At 57.5% G+C, this 17,930-nt stretch carries 19 protein-coding genes; 13 read left to right on the top strand and 6 right to left on the bottom strand.

The window, feature by feature from the left end:
* Positions 1-42: 42 nt before the first annotated feature.
* From IM303_RS20485 to IM303_RS20465, 5 genes are all read left to right on the top strand, one after another.
* The gene (locus tag IM303_RS20485) at positions 43-606 is read left to right on the top strand and encodes a fasciclin domain-containing protein (RefSeq protein ID WP_028012276.1); all 564 of its coding nucleotides are present in this window, start codon (positions 43-45) and stop codon (positions 604-606) included.
* 43 nt (positions 607-649) lie between these two features.
* Complete coding sequence (locus IM303_RS20480; protein WP_048998929.1) at positions 650-1,204, top strand: RNA polymerase sigma factor; 555 nt, start codon at positions 650-652, stop codon at positions 1,202-1,204.
* Positions 1,201-1,848: an anti-sigma factor domain-containing protein gene (locus tag IM303_RS20475; RefSeq protein ID WP_028012274.1), complete on the top strand. Its 648-nt coding sequence runs from the start codon at positions 1,201-1,203 to the stop codon at positions 1,846-1,848. The genes IM303_RS20480 and IM303_RS20475 overlap by 4 nt, the downstream gene beginning before the upstream one ends.
* Before the next feature lie 271 nt (positions 1,849-2,119).
* On the top strand, positions 2,120-2,860 hold the full coding sequence (locus tag IM303_RS20470; RefSeq protein WP_048998931.1) for an SDR family oxidoreductase: 741 nt from the start codon (positions 2,120-2,122) through the stop codon (positions 2,858-2,860).
* 33 nt (positions 2,861-2,893) lie between these two features.
* On the top strand, positions 2,894-4,588 hold the full coding sequence (locus IM303_RS20465; RefSeq protein WP_193360207.1) for a thiamine pyrophosphate-binding protein: 1,695 nt from the start codon (positions 2,894-2,896) through the stop codon (positions 4,586-4,588).
* 32 nt (positions 4,589-4,620) lie between these two features.
* Here IM303_RS20465 and IM303_RS20460 read toward each other — a convergent pair whose 3' ends face one another.
* A complete protein-coding gene (locus IM303_RS20460; protein WP_048998934.1) occupies positions 4,621-5,319 on the bottom strand; it encodes a GNAT family N-acetyltransferase in 699 nt (232 codons plus the stop codon).
* 200 nt (positions 5,320-5,519) lie between these two features.
* On the opposite strand from IM303_RS20460, the gene IM303_RS20455 reads away from it, so the two are divergent.
* The 5 genes from IM303_RS20455 (at position 5,520) to IM303_RS20435 (ending at position 10,552) form a co-directional block, all read left to right on the top strand.
* Entirely contained in the window at positions 5,520-7,088 is a 1,569-nt protein-coding gene (locus IM303_RS20455; RefSeq protein ID WP_048998935.1) for an ABC transporter substrate-binding protein, read from the top strand.
* Positions 7,089-7,185: 97 nt separating this feature from the next.
* Positions 7,186-8,199 (top strand): ABC transporter permease, encoded by a 1,014-nt coding sequence (locus IM303_RS20450; protein ID WP_048998937.1) that lies wholly within the window; start codon positions 7,186-7,188, stop codon positions 8,197-8,199.
* Complete coding sequence (locus IM303_RS20445; RefSeq protein WP_048998938.1) at positions 8,199-9,032, top strand: ABC transporter permease; 834 nt, start codon at positions 8,199-8,201, stop codon at positions 9,030-9,032. Before IM303_RS20450 ends, IM303_RS20445 begins: the two co-directional genes overlap by 1 nt.
* On the top strand, positions 9,025-9,861 hold the full coding sequence (locus tag IM303_RS20440) for an ABC transporter ATP-binding protein (RefSeq protein ID WP_193360206.1): 837 nt from the start codon (positions 9,025-9,027) through the stop codon (positions 9,859-9,861). The genes IM303_RS20445 and IM303_RS20440 overlap by 8 nt, the downstream gene beginning before the upstream one ends.
* Complete coding sequence (locus tag IM303_RS20435) at positions 9,848-10,552, top strand: ABC transporter ATP-binding protein (RefSeq protein WP_048998940.1); 705 nt, start codon at positions 9,848-9,850, stop codon at positions 10,550-10,552. Before IM303_RS20440 ends, IM303_RS20435 begins: the two co-directional genes overlap by 14 nt.
* Positions 10,553-10,595: 43 nt before the next feature.
* Here the strand turns inward: IM303_RS20435 and IM303_RS20430 are convergent, their stop codons facing one another.
* From IM303_RS20430 to budA, 4 genes are all read right to left on the bottom strand, one after another.
* The gene (locus IM303_RS20430; protein WP_045260739.1) at positions 10,596-11,069 is read right to left on the bottom strand and encodes a cold-shock protein; all 474 of its coding nucleotides are present in this window, start codon (positions 11,067-11,069) and stop codon (positions 10,596-10,598) included.
* A gap of 131 nt (positions 11,070-11,200) precedes the next feature.
* Entirely contained in the window at positions 11,201-11,971 is a 771-nt protein-coding gene (locus IM303_RS20425; protein WP_045631532.1) for a (S)-acetoin forming diacetyl reductase, read from the bottom strand.
* Positions 11,972-11,991: 20 nt separating this feature from the next.
* Positions 11,992-13,713 carry an acetolactate synthase AlsS gene (alsS, locus tag IM303_RS20420; RefSeq protein WP_208298099.1) on the bottom strand — a complete coding sequence of 574 codons (1,722 nt, stop codon included), beginning with the start codon at positions 13,711-13,713 and terminating at the stop codon, positions 11,992-11,994.
* Positions 13,685-14,464: an acetolactate decarboxylase gene (gene budA / locus IM303_RS20415; RefSeq protein WP_028012263.1), complete on the bottom strand. Its 780-nt coding sequence runs from the start codon at positions 14,462-14,464 to the stop codon at positions 13,685-13,687. The genes alsS and budA overlap by 29 nt, the downstream gene beginning before the upstream one ends.
* Before the next feature lie 105 nt (positions 14,465-14,569).
* Between budA and IM303_RS20410 the strand changes: the two genes are divergently transcribed.
* Together IM303_RS20410 and IM303_RS20405 are read left to right on the top strand one after the other, a co-directional pair.
* Entirely contained in the window at positions 14,570-15,451 is an 882-nt protein-coding gene (locus IM303_RS20410; protein ID WP_048998942.1) for a LysR family transcriptional regulator, read from the top strand.
* 192 nt (positions 15,452-15,643) lie between these two features.
* The gene (locus IM303_RS20405; RefSeq protein ID WP_028012261.1) at positions 15,644-16,099 is read left to right on the top strand and encodes a hypothetical protein; all 456 of its coding nucleotides are present in this window, start codon (positions 15,644-15,646) and stop codon (positions 16,097-16,099) included.
* Between the two features lie 179 nt (positions 16,100-16,278).
* Here IM303_RS20405 and IM303_RS20400 read toward each other — a convergent pair whose 3' ends face one another.
* Positions 16,279-16,851, bottom strand: coding sequence for a flavin reductase family protein (locus tag IM303_RS20400; RefSeq protein WP_048998943.1), 573 nt, complete (start codon positions 16,849-16,851; stop codon positions 16,279-16,281).
* 128 nt (positions 16,852-16,979) lie between these two features.
* Between IM303_RS20400 and IM303_RS20395 the strand changes: the two genes are divergently transcribed.
* Positions 16,980-17,879: a LysR family transcriptional regulator gene (locus tag IM303_RS20395; RefSeq protein WP_045260750.1), complete on the top strand. Its 900-nt coding sequence runs from the start codon at positions 16,980-16,982 to the stop codon at positions 17,877-17,879.
* Positions 17,880-17,930: the final 51 nt, after the last annotated feature.

The following is a 17,930-nucleotide window of genomic DNA, read 5'->3' as shown; positions in this document are numbered from 1 at the left end:
GTATGTGAGCAATCCCTTTGCTCCCTAAACCGAGGAAAGATGATGAAAAAGCTAACCCGTGTTGCACTCGTCACCAGCGCTTTACTCTTCTGTGCAGGCACATCAGCCGCCATGACGTCAGGCTCCGTGATGGTAGGCGGAGCGGAAATGTTCCCGAGCAAAAATATCGTTGAAAACGCCGTGAACTCGAAAGATCACACCACGCTGGTGGCCGCCGTCAAAGCGGCTGGACTGGTGGAGACGCTTCAGAGCAAAGGGCCATTCACCGTATTTGCGCCGACCAATGCGGCGTTTGCGAAATTGCCTGCCGGCACGGTCGAGAACCTGGTCAAACCCGAAAACAAAGCCACGCTCACCAGCATCCTCACCTATCACGTGGTTGCCGGTAATTACGATATGAAGGCGCTGGAGCAGAAAATTAAACAGGGCGGCGGACACGCGGAGCTGAAGACCGTTAACGGTCAGCCGCTGTGGATCATGAGCAACGGCCCGCACAACATTCAGCTTAAGGACGGTAAAGGCAATGTGGCGAACATTAGCACCTATGACGTTCATCAAAAAAACGGCGTGATCGATGTGATTGATACCGTCCTGATGCCTAAGTAGTTGTCTATACTTCGGAAGTGTGACGTTACCTTCCGGGAAAAACATGGATAACGCGCTGGCAGAACAGCAGCAGAAATTAATGCAGGCGGTCGCAAACGGCGATCGCCGCGCATTTGAACAACTCTATCGACTCACATCGCCACACCTGTTTGCCGTCGCGCTGCGCATGCTGCGCGACCGCGCGTGGGCAGAAGAGATCCTTCACGACTGTTTTATCACCGTCTGGAGTAAAGCCGAAACCTACAACGCTGCACTGAGCTCCCCAATGACCTGGCTTACGCATATTGTTCGCAATCGCTGTATTGACTGGCTGCGCAGCGGGCAAACCCGCGCTGCCGACCGCGAGTCGCCGTATAACGAAGCGCTTTTGCCCGGCGAGAACGATGAGCAGAATAACTGGCACGACGATGCGCAGGCAGAGCGGCTCAGGCATTGCCTCGAACATTTGAGCAGCGAGCAGCGCCAGAGCATTACGCTCGCCTACTATCAGGGAATGTCTCACAGCGACATTGCCGACTGGCTGCAGCAGCCTGTAGGCTCGGTGAAAAGCTGGATACGTCGGGCAATGGATCATCTTCGGGAGTGCGTGGGGCTATGAATGACGCAGAAAAACGCGACGACATGCTGGCAGCAGAGTATGCCCTCGGCACGCTGCGGGGAGGAGCACGGCTTCAGTTCCAGAAAAGGGTCCTCCGTGAACCGGCTCTGGCCGCCCGCGTGGCGTACTGGCAGGACATGTTCAGCACGCTGGATAGTCATCTTGTGCCCGTCCCTCCACCCGAGACGGTGTGGAAAAGAATCGCCCTCGACCTGCCGCCCAAAAAGCCTTTACGCCAAAGTCGGCCTTATCTCGGCTGGATGGTTGCGGCCTCACTCGCCGCCCTGACGGTCGTTGCCTGGTATGCCACCCGAGCCCCGGAACTCGCTCCGCTGATGGTACTCAACGATGCCCAACAGCACGGGCAGTGGGTCGTCAGCGCGGACGCCAGCCGCCAGCACCTGAGCATTGCCCCGCTTCGACCGACAGCTGTCGCCGCGCAACACAGCCTGCAGCTTTGGCTGATCCCAGGCGGGCAGGCGCCGGTATCCATGGGGCTGCTGCATAACGACATCCCCACACGCGTCACCCTCAGGAACGCAACGCTCCCTGCTGACGCCACGATAGCCATAAGCCTTGAACCAGAGGGCGGATCGCCCACCGGCCTCCCCACAGGCCCGGTGCTTTACAGTGGCAAACTGTAATCCTCAGGCCCTGTTTGCAGGGCCGTCATCGTCCCCTTTTTATTTATATAATATTCTCGGTTACCTATAAGAATTAAATATTAGGCCTGCAATTAATTTAATTATTAAAAAACGACATTGACAGACGCTTCCGTACTCCATTAAGTTTTAAACGAACATCATTTTATTCCCGATACAGAATATATCAAAAACCGCATTAATGAATTTGTCATTATTCATTAACGCTTCTCTGCCTTTTATTTTTTGCATCACTCAATAGCGAGATAAGATCATGAATATTAGTGCAAACAAGGTGGTTGTCATCACCGGTGCCAGCAGCGGTATTGGTCAGGCCATTGCCCTCCATTTAGCGAATAACGCGTTTTCGCTGGTGCTGGTGGCGCGCCGTCTGGACAGAATTAATGCCCTGGTGGATCAGATTATTCAACAGGGCGGCAAGGCGATTGCCGTAAAGGCTGACGTGACCCGTCAGGAAGAGGTGCAGCGCGCGATTGACGCTGCCGTTGCCGCGTACCAGCGCGTGGATGTGGTGATCAATAACGCGGGCTTTATGGCCATCGCCCCCCTCAGCGAGCTGAAAACCGACGAATGGGACAAGATGATTGATACCAATCTGAAGGGCGTGCTGTACGGCATCGCTGCCGCGCTCCCGGTGTTCCAGCGTCAGGGCAGCGGGCATTTTATTAACGTTGCCTCCGTTGCGGGCATCAAGGTGCTGGCCCCTGGCGGCGTGGTGTATAGCGCCACGAAATTCGCCGTCCGCGCGCTGAGCGAAGGCTTACGTCAAGAGGCAGGTAAAACTATCCGCACGACGCTTATTTCGCCCGGTGCCGTCGAAAGCGAACTGCAATTCGGCAGCTCTGACGAAGAGAGTAAAAAATTTCTCAATGAGTTTTATAAGCAGGCTATTCCGGCTGACGCAGTTGCCCGCGCGGTTTTATTTGCCATAGAACAGCCTGGCGACGTTGATATTAATGAAATTGTTGTGCGTCCAACGCAGGAAGAATTTTAGCCTGCGTTAAATAATGCTGAATGAGGTGTCATTATGATTAAATCATTAACGTCCTTATCAGATCTCAATATGCGAACGGGTGCCGATATTCTTCTTGAAGTGCTGGAGAGTGAAGGCGTGGAATATATTTTTGGCAACCCCGGCACCACCGAACTTCCGCTCATTGATGCCCTGCTTCGCCATGAAAATATTCACTATATTCTGGCGCTTCAGGAGAGCACCGTGGTGGCGATTGCCGACGGCTATGCGAAAGCCTCCGGCAAAACGGGCTTTATCAATTTGCATACCGCCAGCGGCCTGGGGCACGGCATGGGGAATCTCATTAATTCGCGGATTATGAAAACCCCGCTGGTGGTGACCGTTGGACAGCAGGATACGCGACACTACGTCCGCGACCCGCTTCTGTATGATGATATTGTTTCCATCGGCTCTCCGGTCATGAAGTGGGCGCAGGAGGTCACCAGCGCCGACCAGCTCCCGGTGCTGGTGCGCCGCGCGTTTCACGCTGCCAGCTATCCTCCTGGCGGCCCGGTGCTGCTCTCCCTGCCGATGAACGTGATGGAAGAGCTGAGCGACGCCGGGATACAGACGGCGTCGAGAGTAAACTACCACACCGTTGCGGGCTCGCTGGACGAGCTGGCGGAGGCGCTCAGCGAGATCGCGCCGGGCAGGATCATGATTGTGGCGGGCGATGAGGTACACTCCAGCGGCTCGACGCAGGAAATTGTCCAGCTGGCGGAAGCGCTCGGCGCCCACGTCTACGGCTCCTCCTGGCCGCTGAATTTGCCATTTCCCACCCAGCACGCGCTCTGGCGGGGCAATATGCCCACCACCGCCAGCGAAATCGCCAGCGTCATCAATGCCTACGATGCCGTATTTATCATCGGCGGCAGAAGCCTGATCACCATTCTCTACAGCGAAGGGGACGCGATTCCGGGCTCGTGCGCTGTCTACCAGCTCTCCGCCGACATGAACGAGCTGGGTCGCACCTATGCCACCCGGCTCTCGGTGATGGGGGATATCAAACTTTCCCTGAAGGCGCTCTTACCGCTGCTTGAGCAACGTCTGGTGGCAGGCAAACTGATCCATCAGCAGTTGCTTAAAACGGCACTCAGCGAACGTGAAAAAGAGTGGCAGCAGCAGGAAGAACGTCTGTCGGCAGAGCGGCTGCGCCCGCATATTTCGCCGATGGTCGCAGCCTTTGAAGTCATTAAAGCCATTCAGGCGGGTACCACCATCGTTGATGAGGCGATAGCGAGCGCCAGGCATGTCCGCCGGTTCATCTCTGACCAGCAGCATCAGCGCTACTACTTTATGCGCGGCGGCGGACTGGGCTGGGGGATGCCTGCCTCCGTGGGGCATTCGCTGGGACGCGGACGGGAGCCGGTGGTCTGCCTGATCGGCGACGGGGCCTCCCTGTACTCGCCGCAGGCGCTCTGGACGGCAGCACACGAAAATCTGCCGGTCACCTTTATCGTCATGAATAACAGGGAGTACAACATCCTGAAAAACTTTATGAAGAGCCAGGCCGACTACAGCTCAACGCGGCTGGGCCGTTTTATCGGGATGGACCTCGTGAACCCGCATATCGATTTTCAGTCGCTGGCCACCGCCATGGGCGTCCATTGCTGCCGGGTGACCGAGGCGGCGGATATCGCCGAAGCGGTAACGCGCGGCCTGCAGTCCGGAAAAACCAACCTGATTGAAATCGCGATTTCCGCGGATTAGCCGCGTGGTTGGGCTGTACCCTACATAAAAACTTATAACCGAAACGCCTCAAGCCGCTTTATTTGCCGTCCTTCCTCGTCAAAATTCGCCGCCGCCAGCCAGGCGCGCAGCTCCGCGTCTCTTTGCGGCCATTCGCCATCAATAATAGAAAGCATATCGCTGTCGCGGTTGCGGCCTTTCCGCACCAGCCGCTGGCGTAAGCGCCCTTCCCAGACGAATCCAAGCCGCTCCGCGGCGCTGCGCGATGCGGTATTCATCGAGTCGCACTTCCACTCCAGCCGTCGGTATTTGTGGTCAAAGGCGTTTTTCAGCAGCAGCCACACCGCCTCGGTGCCGATGCGGGTGCCTTTCATCCTGCGCGACCAGGTGACGTGGCCGATCTCCACCGAGCCCTGAAAGCGCTCGATCGCCATATAGCTCACCAGCCCGACCGCCTTTTCAGTGCGTAAATCCATCACGGCGAAGGGCACCAGGTCATCATCCATCACCTTTCCGGACACCCAGTGTGCGGTGGCTTCCACGCTTTCAGGCCGGGTGCTGGCAAGCCACGTCCAGTCGCTGTCGTCGCCCAGCGCGTAGGCCTCAAAGAGATCCGCCGCGTGACGCCCGGCGTCCAGCGGCTCAAGACGGCAATACTGGCCGGTCAGCGCCGTGCGGGTTAATACCTGCGCGCACTTCCAGTCCGGGACGAGATCGTTAACGGTTTGACCATATTGATTGATTTCGGGCACGGGGGTGACTCCCTGAAAGGTAAGGATTTTGTTATATCAGGTTAAAAGGGCGGCGAAAAGAGAGGCGTTTAATAACCAGGCCGCATGCGATATATCCGCATGGCATAAGCAAAGCAGAATTTCGACTTTGAAGAAATGTGGAGTCGACCTAACGTAGCGGAGCATAAAACAATCACAATATATTCTTCTCAGGGATCGCTATGACAAAAAAACTGTTGCCGTTACTGATGCTGGCTGCGCTCTCAGGCGCGACCCATGCCGCTACGCCGCCGCCGACGCTGGTGGTTGCTCAGGGTCTTGATGACATCGTGAGCCTCGACCCGGCCGAAGCCAACGAGCTCTCCAGCATCCAGACCGTGCCGAGCCTGTACCAGCGTCTGGTGCAGCCGGACCGCGATAATCCGGAAAAAATCACGCCGGTTCTGGCAGAAAGCTGGGACGCGGATGCGGCAGCAAAAACCCTGACCATCAAGCTTAAACCCGATGCAAAATTCGCCTCCGGCAACCCGCTGCGCCCGGAAGACGTGATTTTCTCTTATACCCGCGCCGTGACGCTGAACAAATCCCCGGCCTTTATCCTCAACGTGCTGGGCTGGGACGCGAGCAACATCGCCAGCCAGCTGAAAAAGGTGGACGATCATACTCTCCAGCTTCACTGGACGGCGGACGTTAGCCCCTCGGTGGCGCTGAATATCCTCTCCACGCCGATAGCCTCCATCGTCGATGAAAAGCAGGTCGCGGCAAACGTCAAGGATAACGACTTCGGCAACGCCTGGCTGAAAATACACTCGGCGGGCAGCGGCGCGTTCAAAATGCGCGTCTATCAGCCACATCAGGCCATCGTGCTGGAAGCCAACGATTCCGCTCCCGGCGGCGCGCCGAAGCTCAAAAGCATCATCATTAAAAACGTTCCCGATCCGGCTTCACGCCGCCTGCTGATCCAGCAGGGGGATGCGGATGTCGCGCGCGATCTGGGTGCAGACCAGATTAGCGCTCTGGACGGCAAGCCGGGCGTGAAGGTGCTGAGCATTCCGTCCGCCGAGCAGAATTACCTGGTGTTTAACACCGGCAACAGCGCCAATCCGCTGCTGAACAACCCGGCGTTCTGGGAAGCGTCGCGCTGGCTGGTCGACTATGACGGCATCACGAAGAACCTGCTGAAAGGCCAGTATTTTGTTCACCAGAGCTTCCTGCCGGTCGGCCTGCCGGGCGCGCTGGAAGACAATCCGTTTAAATTTGATCCGGCAAAAGCGAAGGCAATCCTCGCCAAAGCGGGCATTAAGGACGCGCACTTCACGCTGGACGTGGAGAACAAGCCGCCGTTTATCACTATTGCCCAGTCGATGCAGGCGAGCTTTGCTCAGGGTGGCGTGAAGGTGGATCTGCTGCCTGCCGCCGGGAGCCAGGTCTATGCCCGCGTGCGCGCTAAGCAGCATCAGGCGGCGATTCGTCTGTGGATCCCGGACTACTTCGATGCGCACTCAAACGCCAGCGCCTTCGCGTGGAACGACGGGAAGTCCAGCACCGTGGCCGGTCTGAACGGCTGGAAAATCCCGGAGCTGAACAAGGCCACGCTGGCGGCGGTTGCCGAACCGGATCCGGCGAAGCGTCTGGATCTGTACAAGAAGATGCAGGAACAGCTGCAGCAGAGCTCGCCGTACGTGTTCGTCGATCAGGGCAAAACCCAGATCGCGGTGCGCGATAACGTGAAGGGGTATCAGCAGGGGCTGAACGCGGATATGGTCTGGTACGATCGCGTCACGAAGTAGCCCTTGTTGCCGGGTGGCGTTGCGCTTACCCGGCCTGTGTTCTCGGTTTTTGTAGGCCGGGTAAGGCGAAGCCGCACCCGGCATGAAGAGATTTCCCATGCCACATCTTTCCACCCGCGTGCTTCAGGGTCTGCTGACCCTGCTGCTGACGCTCTTCGGGCTGCTGCTCGTCACGTTTGCGCTTTCGGCGTTTTCCCCGGTCAATCGCGTGCTGCAGATCGTCGGGGATCACGCCAGCCAGTCAACGTACGATCAGGTTCGCCACCAGCTCGGGCTGGATCGTCCCCTGCCCGTGCAGTTCTGGCACTATCTGCAAAATCTCGCCCACGGTGATTTAGGCACCGCCAGCGCTACCGGGCAGCCGGTGCTGCAGGATCTGCTGCACGCCTTCCCCGCTACGCTGGAGCTGGCGACGCTGGCGTTAATCATTGGGTCCGTGCTCGGCGTGACGGCCGGGGTGCTGTGCGCCCGCTACGCCGGTTCGCCGCTCGATGTCGCGATCAGAACGCTTACCCTGCTCGGCAACTCGGTGCCGATTTTCTGGCTTGGCCTGCTGATGCTGGCCCTGTTCTACGCGAAGCTGCAGTGGAGCGTGGGCCCCGGCAGGCTGGACGATATCTGGCAGTTCACCGTCGAGCCGCGCACCGGCTTTGCGCTGATAGACACCTGGCTTTCCGGCGATCGCGAGGCATTCCGCAACGCCATCAGCCACCTGGTGCTGCCGGTGCTGCTGCTGGCCTATTACTCGCTGGCAAGCATTACCCGCCTGACCCGCTCGGCCTGCCTCAGCGAAATGAACAAGGAGTACATCCTGCTTGCCCGCGCCAAGGGTGCCGGGGAGATGGCCATTCTGCTGCGCCACGTGCTGCCGAACATTCGCAGCACCCTGCTGACGGTGATCGCCCTGGCCTATACCAGCATGCTGGAAGGTGCGGTATTAACCGAAACCGTGTTCTCGTGGCCGGGCATCGGACGCTATCTCACCACCGCCCTGTTCGCCGGAGACACGACCGCGGTTATGGGCGGTACGCTGCTGATTGGCGTCTGCTTTGTACTGATCAATAACCTTACCGACCTGCTTGTGCGGGCGACCGATCCCAGGGTGCGCTGATGCCGTTTTATCTCTTCTTACGCCGCCTGCGCCGCTCCCCTGCCGCCGTTTGCGGACTGATTGGCCTCGCGCTGCTGGTGTTTATTGCCCTGTTCGCGCCCTGGCTGGCGCCGGTAGATCCGAACTGGCAGGACGCTGCCGCGCGCCTGGAGGCACCTGGCGCCCAGCACTGGCTGGGCACCGACAGCTACGGGCGCGATCTGCTCTCGCGCCTGATTTACGGCACCCGTCCGGCGCTCGGGCTGGTGGCCCTGGTGACGGTCATTACCCTGCCCGCCGGGCTGCTGGTGGGCATTTTGTCCGGCTACTACGGCGGCTGGGTGGAGCGTATCCTGATGCGCTTTACCGATGTGGTGATGTCGATGCCGCGCCTGATCCTCGCCTTCGCGTTTGTGGCGATGCTTGGCCCGGGGCTGGTCAACGGCGCGCTGGCGCTGGCCTTAACCACCTGGCCCGCCTACGCGCGTCAGGCGCGGAGCGAGATTCAGCGTCTGCGCCACAGCGATTATCTGGCCGCCGCGGAGATGATGGGGATCCGCGGCCTGCGCCTGCTGGTCGGCCATATTCTGCCCCTGTGCCTGCCGTCCGCGATTGTGCGGCTGGCGCTGGATCTGGCGGGGATTATTCTGGCCGCCGCCGGTCTCGGCTTCCTCGGCCTTGGCGCGCGTCCGCCCATGGCCGAATGGGGGGCGATGATTGCCGACGGCATGCAGGTGATTTTCGACCAGTGGTGGATTGCCGCCATTCCGGGCGGCGCCATCCTGTTTGCCAGCCTGGCGTTTAACCTGCTGGGCGATGGCCTGCGCGACGTACTGGAGCCACAGCATGACTGAACACCGCGTTATCGTCGATGCGCTGAATATCGACTACCCCGCCGCGCGCGTGGTCAACAACCTGAGCTTTCGGCTTGGCAACGAGCGGCTGGCGCTGGTGGGAGAATCCGGCTCCGGTAAGTCGATGTCCGCCCGCGCCCTGATGGGTCTGGTGCGTAAACCCGGTATCGTGTGCGCGAACCGGCTTAACGTGCTTGGCAACGATCTGCTGACCCTGAACGTCCGCCGCTGGCAGGCGCTGCGCGGCAACGGGATTGCGATGGTCCTGCAGGACCCGCGCTACGCCCTAAACCCCGTGAAAAGCGTCGCCGCCCAGCTTGATGAGGCGCTCACGCTGCATCAGCGCCTGACGCGCCCGGAGCGTGCGGCGCGCATTCACGACATCATCAGCGCCGTCGGGCTGAACGAGAACGTGCTGTCACGCTATCCCGGCGAGCTTTCCGGGGGCATGGGCCAGCGGGTGATGATTGCGATTGCGCTGATCAACAACCCGCAGGTGCTGATTGCCGACGAACCGACCTCCGCGCTGGACGCCCGCCTGCGCAACCAGATCCTCGAGCTGCTGGTGCAGCAGTGCGAAGAACGCCAGATGGCGATGCTGTTAATCAGCCACGATCTGCCGCTGGTGGCGGAGCACTGCGACCGCGTGCTGGTGATGTATCAGGGTGAAAAAGTCGATGAGATGGCGGCAAGCCAGCTTCCGCAGGCGACGCATCCGTACACGCGCACCCTGTGGACCTGTCGTCCAGACGCCCATACTTATGGACAGATGCTGCCGACGCTCGATCGTTCGCAGCTGTGGAAGGAGGCCAGCGATGGCGCTCGTTGAGGTTAACCAGGTGCAGGTCACCTTCGGGGAAAAAACGGCGGTCTCTGCCGCCAGCTTTAGCATAGAGAGAGGCGAGACGTTCAGCCTGATTGGCGAATCCGGCTGCGGCAAATCAACCCTTCTGCGCGTGCTGGCAGGGCTACAGCGCGAGTGGCGCGGCAGTATTGCGCTGCTGGGAGAAACGTTAACGCCAGGGCGCCGCTTTGAAGGCAATCTTCGCCGCAACGTGCAGATGGTGTTTCAGGATCCGTGGGCGTCGCTGCATCCAAACCACACCATTGCGCGCACCCTGTCGGAGCCGTTAAGCCTCCACGGTGAAACGCAGGTTGCGGAAAAGGTGGCGGATGCGCTGCAGCAGGTGGGGCTTTCCGCCGAGGCGGGCAGGCGCTACCCGCACCAGCTTTCCGGCGGCCAGCGCCAGCGCGTTGCCATTGCCCGGGCGCTGCTGCTGCGCCCGCAGCTTCTGCTGCTGGATGAACCGACCTCGGCGCTGGATATGTCGGTGCAGGCGGAAATCCTGAACCTGCTTAACCGCCTGAAGGCCGAGCATGAGATGACCTATCTGCTGGTGAGCCACGACGCGGACGTGATTGCCCATATGTCCGACCGGGCAGCGTTTATGGCGCACGGGGCGATTCAGAAGGTGTTTGACCGTGAGGCGATGTTACGGGGCGAGCACAGAATGGGTTAAGTTTTGCAGGCCGGGTAAGGCATCGCCGCCACCCGGCAAACCATCACTTCAGCAGCTTCACCGTGGCATCAATGTCGATTTCATCTTCGGTAAAGATCATCGTCGTGTTCTGGAAGGTGGTGATCGCCAGCTTCTTCACCGTGCGCATTTCGCCCGGCTTCTTGTCGGATTTTGGTTTGATGCTGTTCATCAGCAGACCCACCGACAGCACCGCGTTCTCTTTGTCGATTTTGGTCTCAACGGGCTCTTCCTCGCTGAATACCACGAAGGATTTGATCGAGGTGAGCTTCACGCGCTCGCCTGCAATATAGAGGTGCTTACTTTCGGGGATCACCTTCACCGCGTAGGCGGAGAGGCCTTTGGTGTTGGTGGTTGGCTCGAAGGTCACCGCAGCGTCTTTTTTAATCAGATCGGGGTTCGCGACCTTAATCACATGAAAATAGCGGTTGTCGCCGTTTTCATCTTTGATAAATCCGAAGCCTTTATCTTTAAACCACGTTGTGATTGTACCGTTCATCGCTGTTACCGCCTGTCAGATCGTAATGACTAAAGTTTTGCAGCGCGCAGTGTAATGCACAATGGCGGAGGAGACAAAAAAAAGCCCCTGCACGGAGGCAGGGGAAAACTCATGTCAGAGCTTATTAAAATTTAGTTGAACACCATCCCACCATCGATGAGCAGAGACTGGCCGGTCATATAGTCAGAATCTGGCCCGGCAAGATATGAAACGCAGGCGGCAACATCTTCCGGTTCGGACAGGCGGCCAAGCGTAATGCGTTTGGCAAAGGTCTCGGTCCCGTAGCCGAGCGGTTTACCCGCTGCCTCGGAGACCTGACGGTCGATCTCCGCCCACATCGGCGTTTTAACGATGCCCGGGCAGTAGGCGTTAACGGTGATCCCCAGCGGAGCAAGATCCCGTGCGGCGGTCTGGGTTAAGCCGCGCACCGCAAATTTACTGGAACTGTAGACGGCCAGCTCCGGGTTGCCGGTATGCCCCGCCTGTGAGCAGGCGTTGATGATTTTGCCGCCGTGCCCCTCTTTGCGGAACGCGTCAATCGCGGCCTGAATGCCCCAGATCACCCCTTTCACGTTGATGTTGTAGACCTTGTCGACAATCTCCGGCGTGATGGATTCGATCGGCGTGGACGGCGCCACCCCGGCGTTATTGACGATAACGTTGAAGCCGCCCAGTTCGGTGCGGGCTTTCTCCACGGCCGCAAACACCTGCTCGCGGTCAGAGACGTCCACCTTCACGGCGACGGCCTTCCCGCCGCTGCGGGTGATTTCATCGGCAACCGCTTTCGCCGTCTCTTCGTTGTAATCGGCGATAGCGACGGCAAAACCATCCTTCACCAGACGAAGCGCGATCGCTTTGCCAATCCCCTGGCCTGAGCCGGTTACGAGAGCCACTTTTTGCATTTCTCTGTCCTTATGTTGATTCACAAAATCTGGCTGAGATGGAGCTGGCCCATCAGCAGCGGGTTATCGCTGTAGTCGACGGGAATGGCCACCACGGCCGGGCCATCGACATCCATTGCGGCACGCAGCGTCGGTTCGAGCGCGTCGGCGCTCTCCACGGCAAAGCCTTTCGCGCCAAAAGCGTCGGCATAGGCTTTGAAGTCGACCGGGCCGAACTCGACGCCGGAAAGACGCTGGTATTTTTTCTCTTCCTGAATGGCAACCATGTTGTAGGCGTTATCCACCCAGATGATGTGCAGCACGTTGGCGTTGAGGCGTACGGCGGTTTCCAGCTCCATGCTCGACTGCAAAAAGCCGCCGTCCCCGGAAACCGACACCACCTTGCGCCCCGGGTTGACCAGCCACGCGCCAATCGCCCACGGGAGCGCCACGCCCATGGTCTGCTGACCGTTGGAGATCATCACCTGACGCGCGCGGAAGCTGTAGAGGTAGCGGGCGATCCAGATGTGGAAGCTGCCCATATCGACGGTCAGCGTCACGTCGTTATTCACGATGTCCTGCATGGCGCGCACGATGCGCAGCGGATGCAGGGCAAACTGGTTAAGCGATGCGCCGCGGCGGTCGAGGAGGTCCCGCTGATGCTGGCGATCGACCAGAATTTCCGAGGCGCGCTGGCTCAGTTCAAGCTTGTGCTCAATGCGGCTGGCGAGCAGGTTCAGCGTGGCGGCGATATCCCCCACCAGCTCCAGATCGGGAACATACTTGCGCTCCTCATAGGCAGGCAGCACGTCGATGTGCACCAGCGTGGCGTCGCCGCTGTTCCACATAGAAGGCTCGTACTCCACCGGGCTGTAGCCGATGCAGATAATCAGATCCGCCAGATGCAGCAGCCGGTCGCCCGCCTGGTTGTTAAACAGGCCGACGCGTCCGGCAAAGCGGGTGAAGTGTTCCTGATTCACCGCCCCGGCGGCCTGGTAGGTGCTGGTGACCGGGATACGGCTTTTCTCCAGCAGCTTGCGCAGCGCGGCGCTGTTGGCGGGCTGGCTGGCCATCAGGCCGAGTAAGATGACCGGGTTTTTGGCCTTTTCAATAAGCTTCGCCACGTCGTTAATGGCGGATTCCGGTGCTGGCCCCATCAGCGCCGGACCGCTGGCGGGCAAAATCGCCCCCGTGGTGGGCTGGTCGACAATATCCTGCGGCAGGCTGACAAACGCCCCGCCCGGCCTGCCGTGCTCGGCGGCGCGAAACGCGTTGGACACCACCTCGGCAATCGCGTCCGGGGAGTTCACTTCCACGGCGTATTTCGTCACCGGGCTGAACATCGCGACGGTGTCCATGCTCTGATGCACCAGCTTCGCTTTATCCGCCCGCTTCACCGCCCCACCCAGCGCTACCACCGGGTCGCCTTCGCTGTTGGCGGTGGCAATACCGGTGATCAGGTTCGAACAGCCCGGTCCGGAGGTGACCAGCGCCACCCCGGCTTTGCCGGTCAACCGCCCCACTGCCGCCGCCATAAACGCCGCGTTGGCCTCGTGGCGTACGGGAATGATCTCAATGGAGGAGTCCAGCAGGGAGTCAAAGACCTTGTCGATTTTTGCGCCCGGGATCCCGAACACCTGCTTCACGCCCTGCGCTTCCAGCTGGCCGACAACCATATCGGCGCCGTGCGCCCACTGACGTGACTGTTTCTCACTGTTCACGGTAGTACTCCTGTTAGTTTTCGACGGCGCGGATAGCCGCATCAAGGTTGCTGGGGTGCAGGTTGGCCTGTAAAAACGCGCTGTCGGCGGGCAGGTCGATCATCAGCTTGTGAATTTCACCGAAGGTGAGCACGCCGCTCTCCAGCTGGTAGTCAAGCAGATGGCCGCCGCCCTGTCGGTCGTCGGTGATGAAGTGTTCGTGATAGCCCGCCACGTTTATCCCCTGCATATGCTGCGGGGTACGGAACCCCACCAGCACGCCCTCGCGCTGGTTAAAGCGGAACACCGGCTGGTCGTCCAGCACGTCGGTCATCGCCCGGTACGGCGGCGTCTGGCGCGGTACGGTGCGGGTGTGGGCATGGCGGAAGTTGCCGTCGATGCGCAGCGCGCAGAACAGGTTGTCGGAGGGGATCTGCTGGTCGATCACGTCGTGGATCTGCTGACGGCTGACCGGCCCGTCGAAGGTTTTGCGGTACTGCGGCTGGAACCAGGTCATCACCGCGAACGGCGTTTTTTGTTCCGGCTTCGCGGCGCGGGCGCTGCCGTCGGCGCGCAGCTGGTACACCTGGCTGCTGAAGGCAATCATTTCGCCGTCCAGCTCGTTAAAGGTGCCGAGGCCAAAATCGCCGTGTGCCAGCAGGTCGGCGATGGTGGTCTCCCCTTCGTAGACGCCGCTTAGCAGGGCGCTCATTAGCGATGTCTGATAGATCACGCTGTCAGGATGTTGAGCCGAGAACCCGCGCAGGGTCTCGCATAAACTCGCCTCACAGTCGCATGCAGATGAATGCATCATCATGCTCGTCCTCTTCAACTTTATTTATAAAGGTTAAATAAATGTTGACCCGATTCAGCAGAGAGTTCCAATATAGAATCCATGCTGGTTTGAGACGTTTTTGATATGGAACTTCGTTATCTGCGCTATTTTGTCGCGGTAGCACGCGAGCGACACTTCACCAGGGCGGCCAACGCGCTGGGTATTTCACAACCTCCTCTGAGCCAGCAGATCAAACGGCTTGAGGAGGAAGTGGGCACGCCGCTGTTCAGGCGCCTGACGCGGGGCGTGGAGCTGACCGAGGCGGGAGAAGCCTTCTATGAGGACGCCTGTAAGATCCTGGCGCTGAGCGACGCCGCGCTGGAGAAAGCCCGGGGCATCGCGCGCGGGCTGAACGGCAGCCTGTCGATTGGCATTACCAGTTCGGATGCCTTTCATCCCAAAATCTTCGCCCTGATCCGCCAGTTTCAGGTGCAGAACATGGCAGTGCAGGTTCACCAGGTGGAAGCCAACATGTCGTCGCTGACCACGATGCTGGCGGAGGGTGAGCTGGATATCGCCTTTGTGCGCCTGCCGTGCGAAAGCAGCAAGGTATTCGAATTAAAAATCCTCGACCGGGAGCCAATGGTGGTGGCGCTGCATCGCGATCATCCCCTGGCAACGTGCGGCGATCTGGCGCTGGAGGAACTTCGGGATACGCCGGTGGTGCTGTTCCCGCAGGAGGTCGCGCCGGGGCTGTATGACCGGGTTTACGGCTGCTGCGAGCGGGCCGGAATAAACGTGCAGCGCGCGCTGCAGTCGTCGCAGCTTTCCTCTTCCCTGAGCATGGTCTCCGCCGGCGGCGGGTTCGCGCTGGTGCCGAAATCCATGGCGGCCATTTCACCGCCGAATGTCACCTACCACGCGCTGCGCTCGCCGGAGCTTTATACCGATATCGCGCTCTGCTGGCGGCGCTTCGAACGTTCGCGGACGGTGAAGCGGTTTCTGGCGATGATGAGCGAGGATTAATGGTGCGGCGGTGCCCGGAAATGCCGTTCTGGAAGCCGCCTCGCAAACCTGCAAGCAACCTTATGTAATTCAGGGTTATCGCTTTTCATCCCTTGTTTATGGTCGTAAAGTGCCTGCGTTGCGGCACAACCGTAACCGGGCGTAGGAACCCGTTAGCATAACATGACATTTTTTAGACAAAGAGGATGCTAAATGGCGACTACCCCTGAATTTTCCTACGCGCTTTCTGAGGAAAGCGTTGTTCATCAGCTCATCAACCACCCAATTTCCGATTCTGCGGATCTCTTCGAACTGGCCGATGCCTGCGCCGCTTACGTAAGCGTACTGGTGGAAACTTACGACGCAGTGACTTTTGCCACGCTATGCGAGCGACTGCTGGCTGCGCTGAAACGGCTGCGCGAGTGCTGCGACTCAGAACTTCCACCGTATCTGGTGGAACGGCTCATTGCGGGGGAAAAGATAACCTCCTGCGTGCCAGAATGCTGGCAAGAAACGGCGCTACAGGTGGATTATGCCGTGGCGTTAACGCTGGCAGTAATGGGCGGGACATTACCTGCGAGCGTGGCGAAAGAGCTCACCGGGCTGTTGCATGATATGGTCTGGCTGCTGGCGGAGTTTGTGAAGGAGCCTTATATAACGGCGCACTGAGGCGGGTGATGGGTGGCCGGGGTTCTGCTGGGGTAAAAAGCAGGACTTTGGCCTTACTCAAAGTACAGAGTAGTGTGTTGAATGTCCGTTAAGAGCGAAAAGCGGACATCTTAATTGTTTTTTTTGCTACTACCTCTATGTAGCCATGTTATATGGCTACATTTATACAGAAGTAAGGATTAGTCTTTTCCCGGACCATAATTAAATTTTGTACCTTTGCCAATGGCATAAAACTGTCCACCAGCTACGTAATGGACAGTACGTAATTCATCAGGCGCATCATCAAAAATCCAGTGCCCATTTCTGAAAACGCGGTCATCACTCCATGCTCCGACAATTTCCCCCAAGAACAAGTTGTGCTGCTTTTCATTTTCTTCATTGGGTATGACCTTACATACTAACCAGCCAGCGCAACCTTCAACTAGAGGCAGATCAAACTCTTTCTGATAAAATAGTGGGATTTTACTATTTTTTTCTGGTGTGTCGGAATAACTGTGGCCTCCAGCATATAAAACCATTTCCATCTGATTTACTACTGGGATCTGGACAGCGTAATATCCGCTTTTTTCTACAAGCCCGCGAGTAAATGCCTGTGGACCTATAAAAGCCATCACTTTGTTATTACCTACTAATCCCACCCAGGCCGCTGCCATGACATTTTCAATGCCATCATTTTTAGCCGATATCATCGTGGTTGGCCCGACCTGTAATAAACGATAGGCTTTGTTTAACTCTACTGGTTGAATTGACATAATTTACTCTTTTGAGTTCTGATAAAAAGTAAGACAGGTTACTTATTTGATTGTTCGATTATATGGCTGGAATAGTTGCAAATTAATTGCTATTATCAAAATACATTATTGCAAATTTCACAATAATCATGAACAAACTTGATGCACTAAAATTTTTCATCATCGCCTCTGAAACCTTGAACTTCCGCGAAGCAGCCATCAAACTGTCGGTTTCACCATCAGTAGTAACCCGAACAGTCGCTGAGTTGGAGAAACAACTTGGTGAACCTTTATTCAAACGCAATACTCGTTCTATCTTTCTCACCAGTTTCGGCGAACTATTTTTACCCCAAGCGAAGCGACTGCTGGAAGATTCTGAAAAATTATTTCAGATGGCGAAAGATGATAATGAAATGAAAGGTATTGTTCGCATCACATTACTTCGATTTCCAAATCATGAACAAATCTTGTATGAACTCTTGACTGCACTACGCCCCTATCCTGAGTTATTTATCGACTGGCGTTTAGATATGATGAAACTTGATACTATTGAGCATCGTATCGATATAGGTATACGCGTAGGGCGAGAACCTAATCCAAACTTTATCATTAAAAACATCGGACAAGTTGAACATATTTTGGTTGCATCCCCTGAACTTATTGAGCGTCTGGGAGCACCTACTGATTTAGAAGATCTTCGACAGCGTTATCCATTCAGTGGTTTAATTAATCCTGAGACGGGAAAATCATTTGAGTTTATGAGTGACGCAGTGAACACTTTTGTCCCTCGTCATATTGAGTTTTATACTACAGACCCATACGCCGAAATTCAGGCTGCATTGGCCGGAAAAACGGTTGTACAATCCAGCGATTTTATCTGTAGGGAGTACTTAGCAAGCGGCCAACTAGTTCCCCCACTGCCAGAACTCCGACAGGAGAAATGGCAATTTTATTTATATCGACCTTACCAGCTGATTACTCCCAAAAGGGTGACGGTCGTTTTCTCGCTATTAGAAAAAATATTACGCAAATATTTCACATCAAAATAATATTCTCCTCAACGTCTGCTGCTGGCACAGAGCGGACATTCATATTCATCT

Origin of the sequence: Enterobacter cloacae complex sp. P38RS, from assembly GCF_014930775.1 — a bacterium.
In the GTDB taxonomy this organism is placed as follows: domain Bacteria; phylum Pseudomonadota; class Gammaproteobacteria; order Enterobacterales; family Enterobacteriaceae; genus Enterobacter; species Enterobacter bugandensis.
The sequence above is the reverse complement of the archived record's forward strand: the minus strand, read 5'-3'. Positions and strand labels throughout refer to the sequence as shown.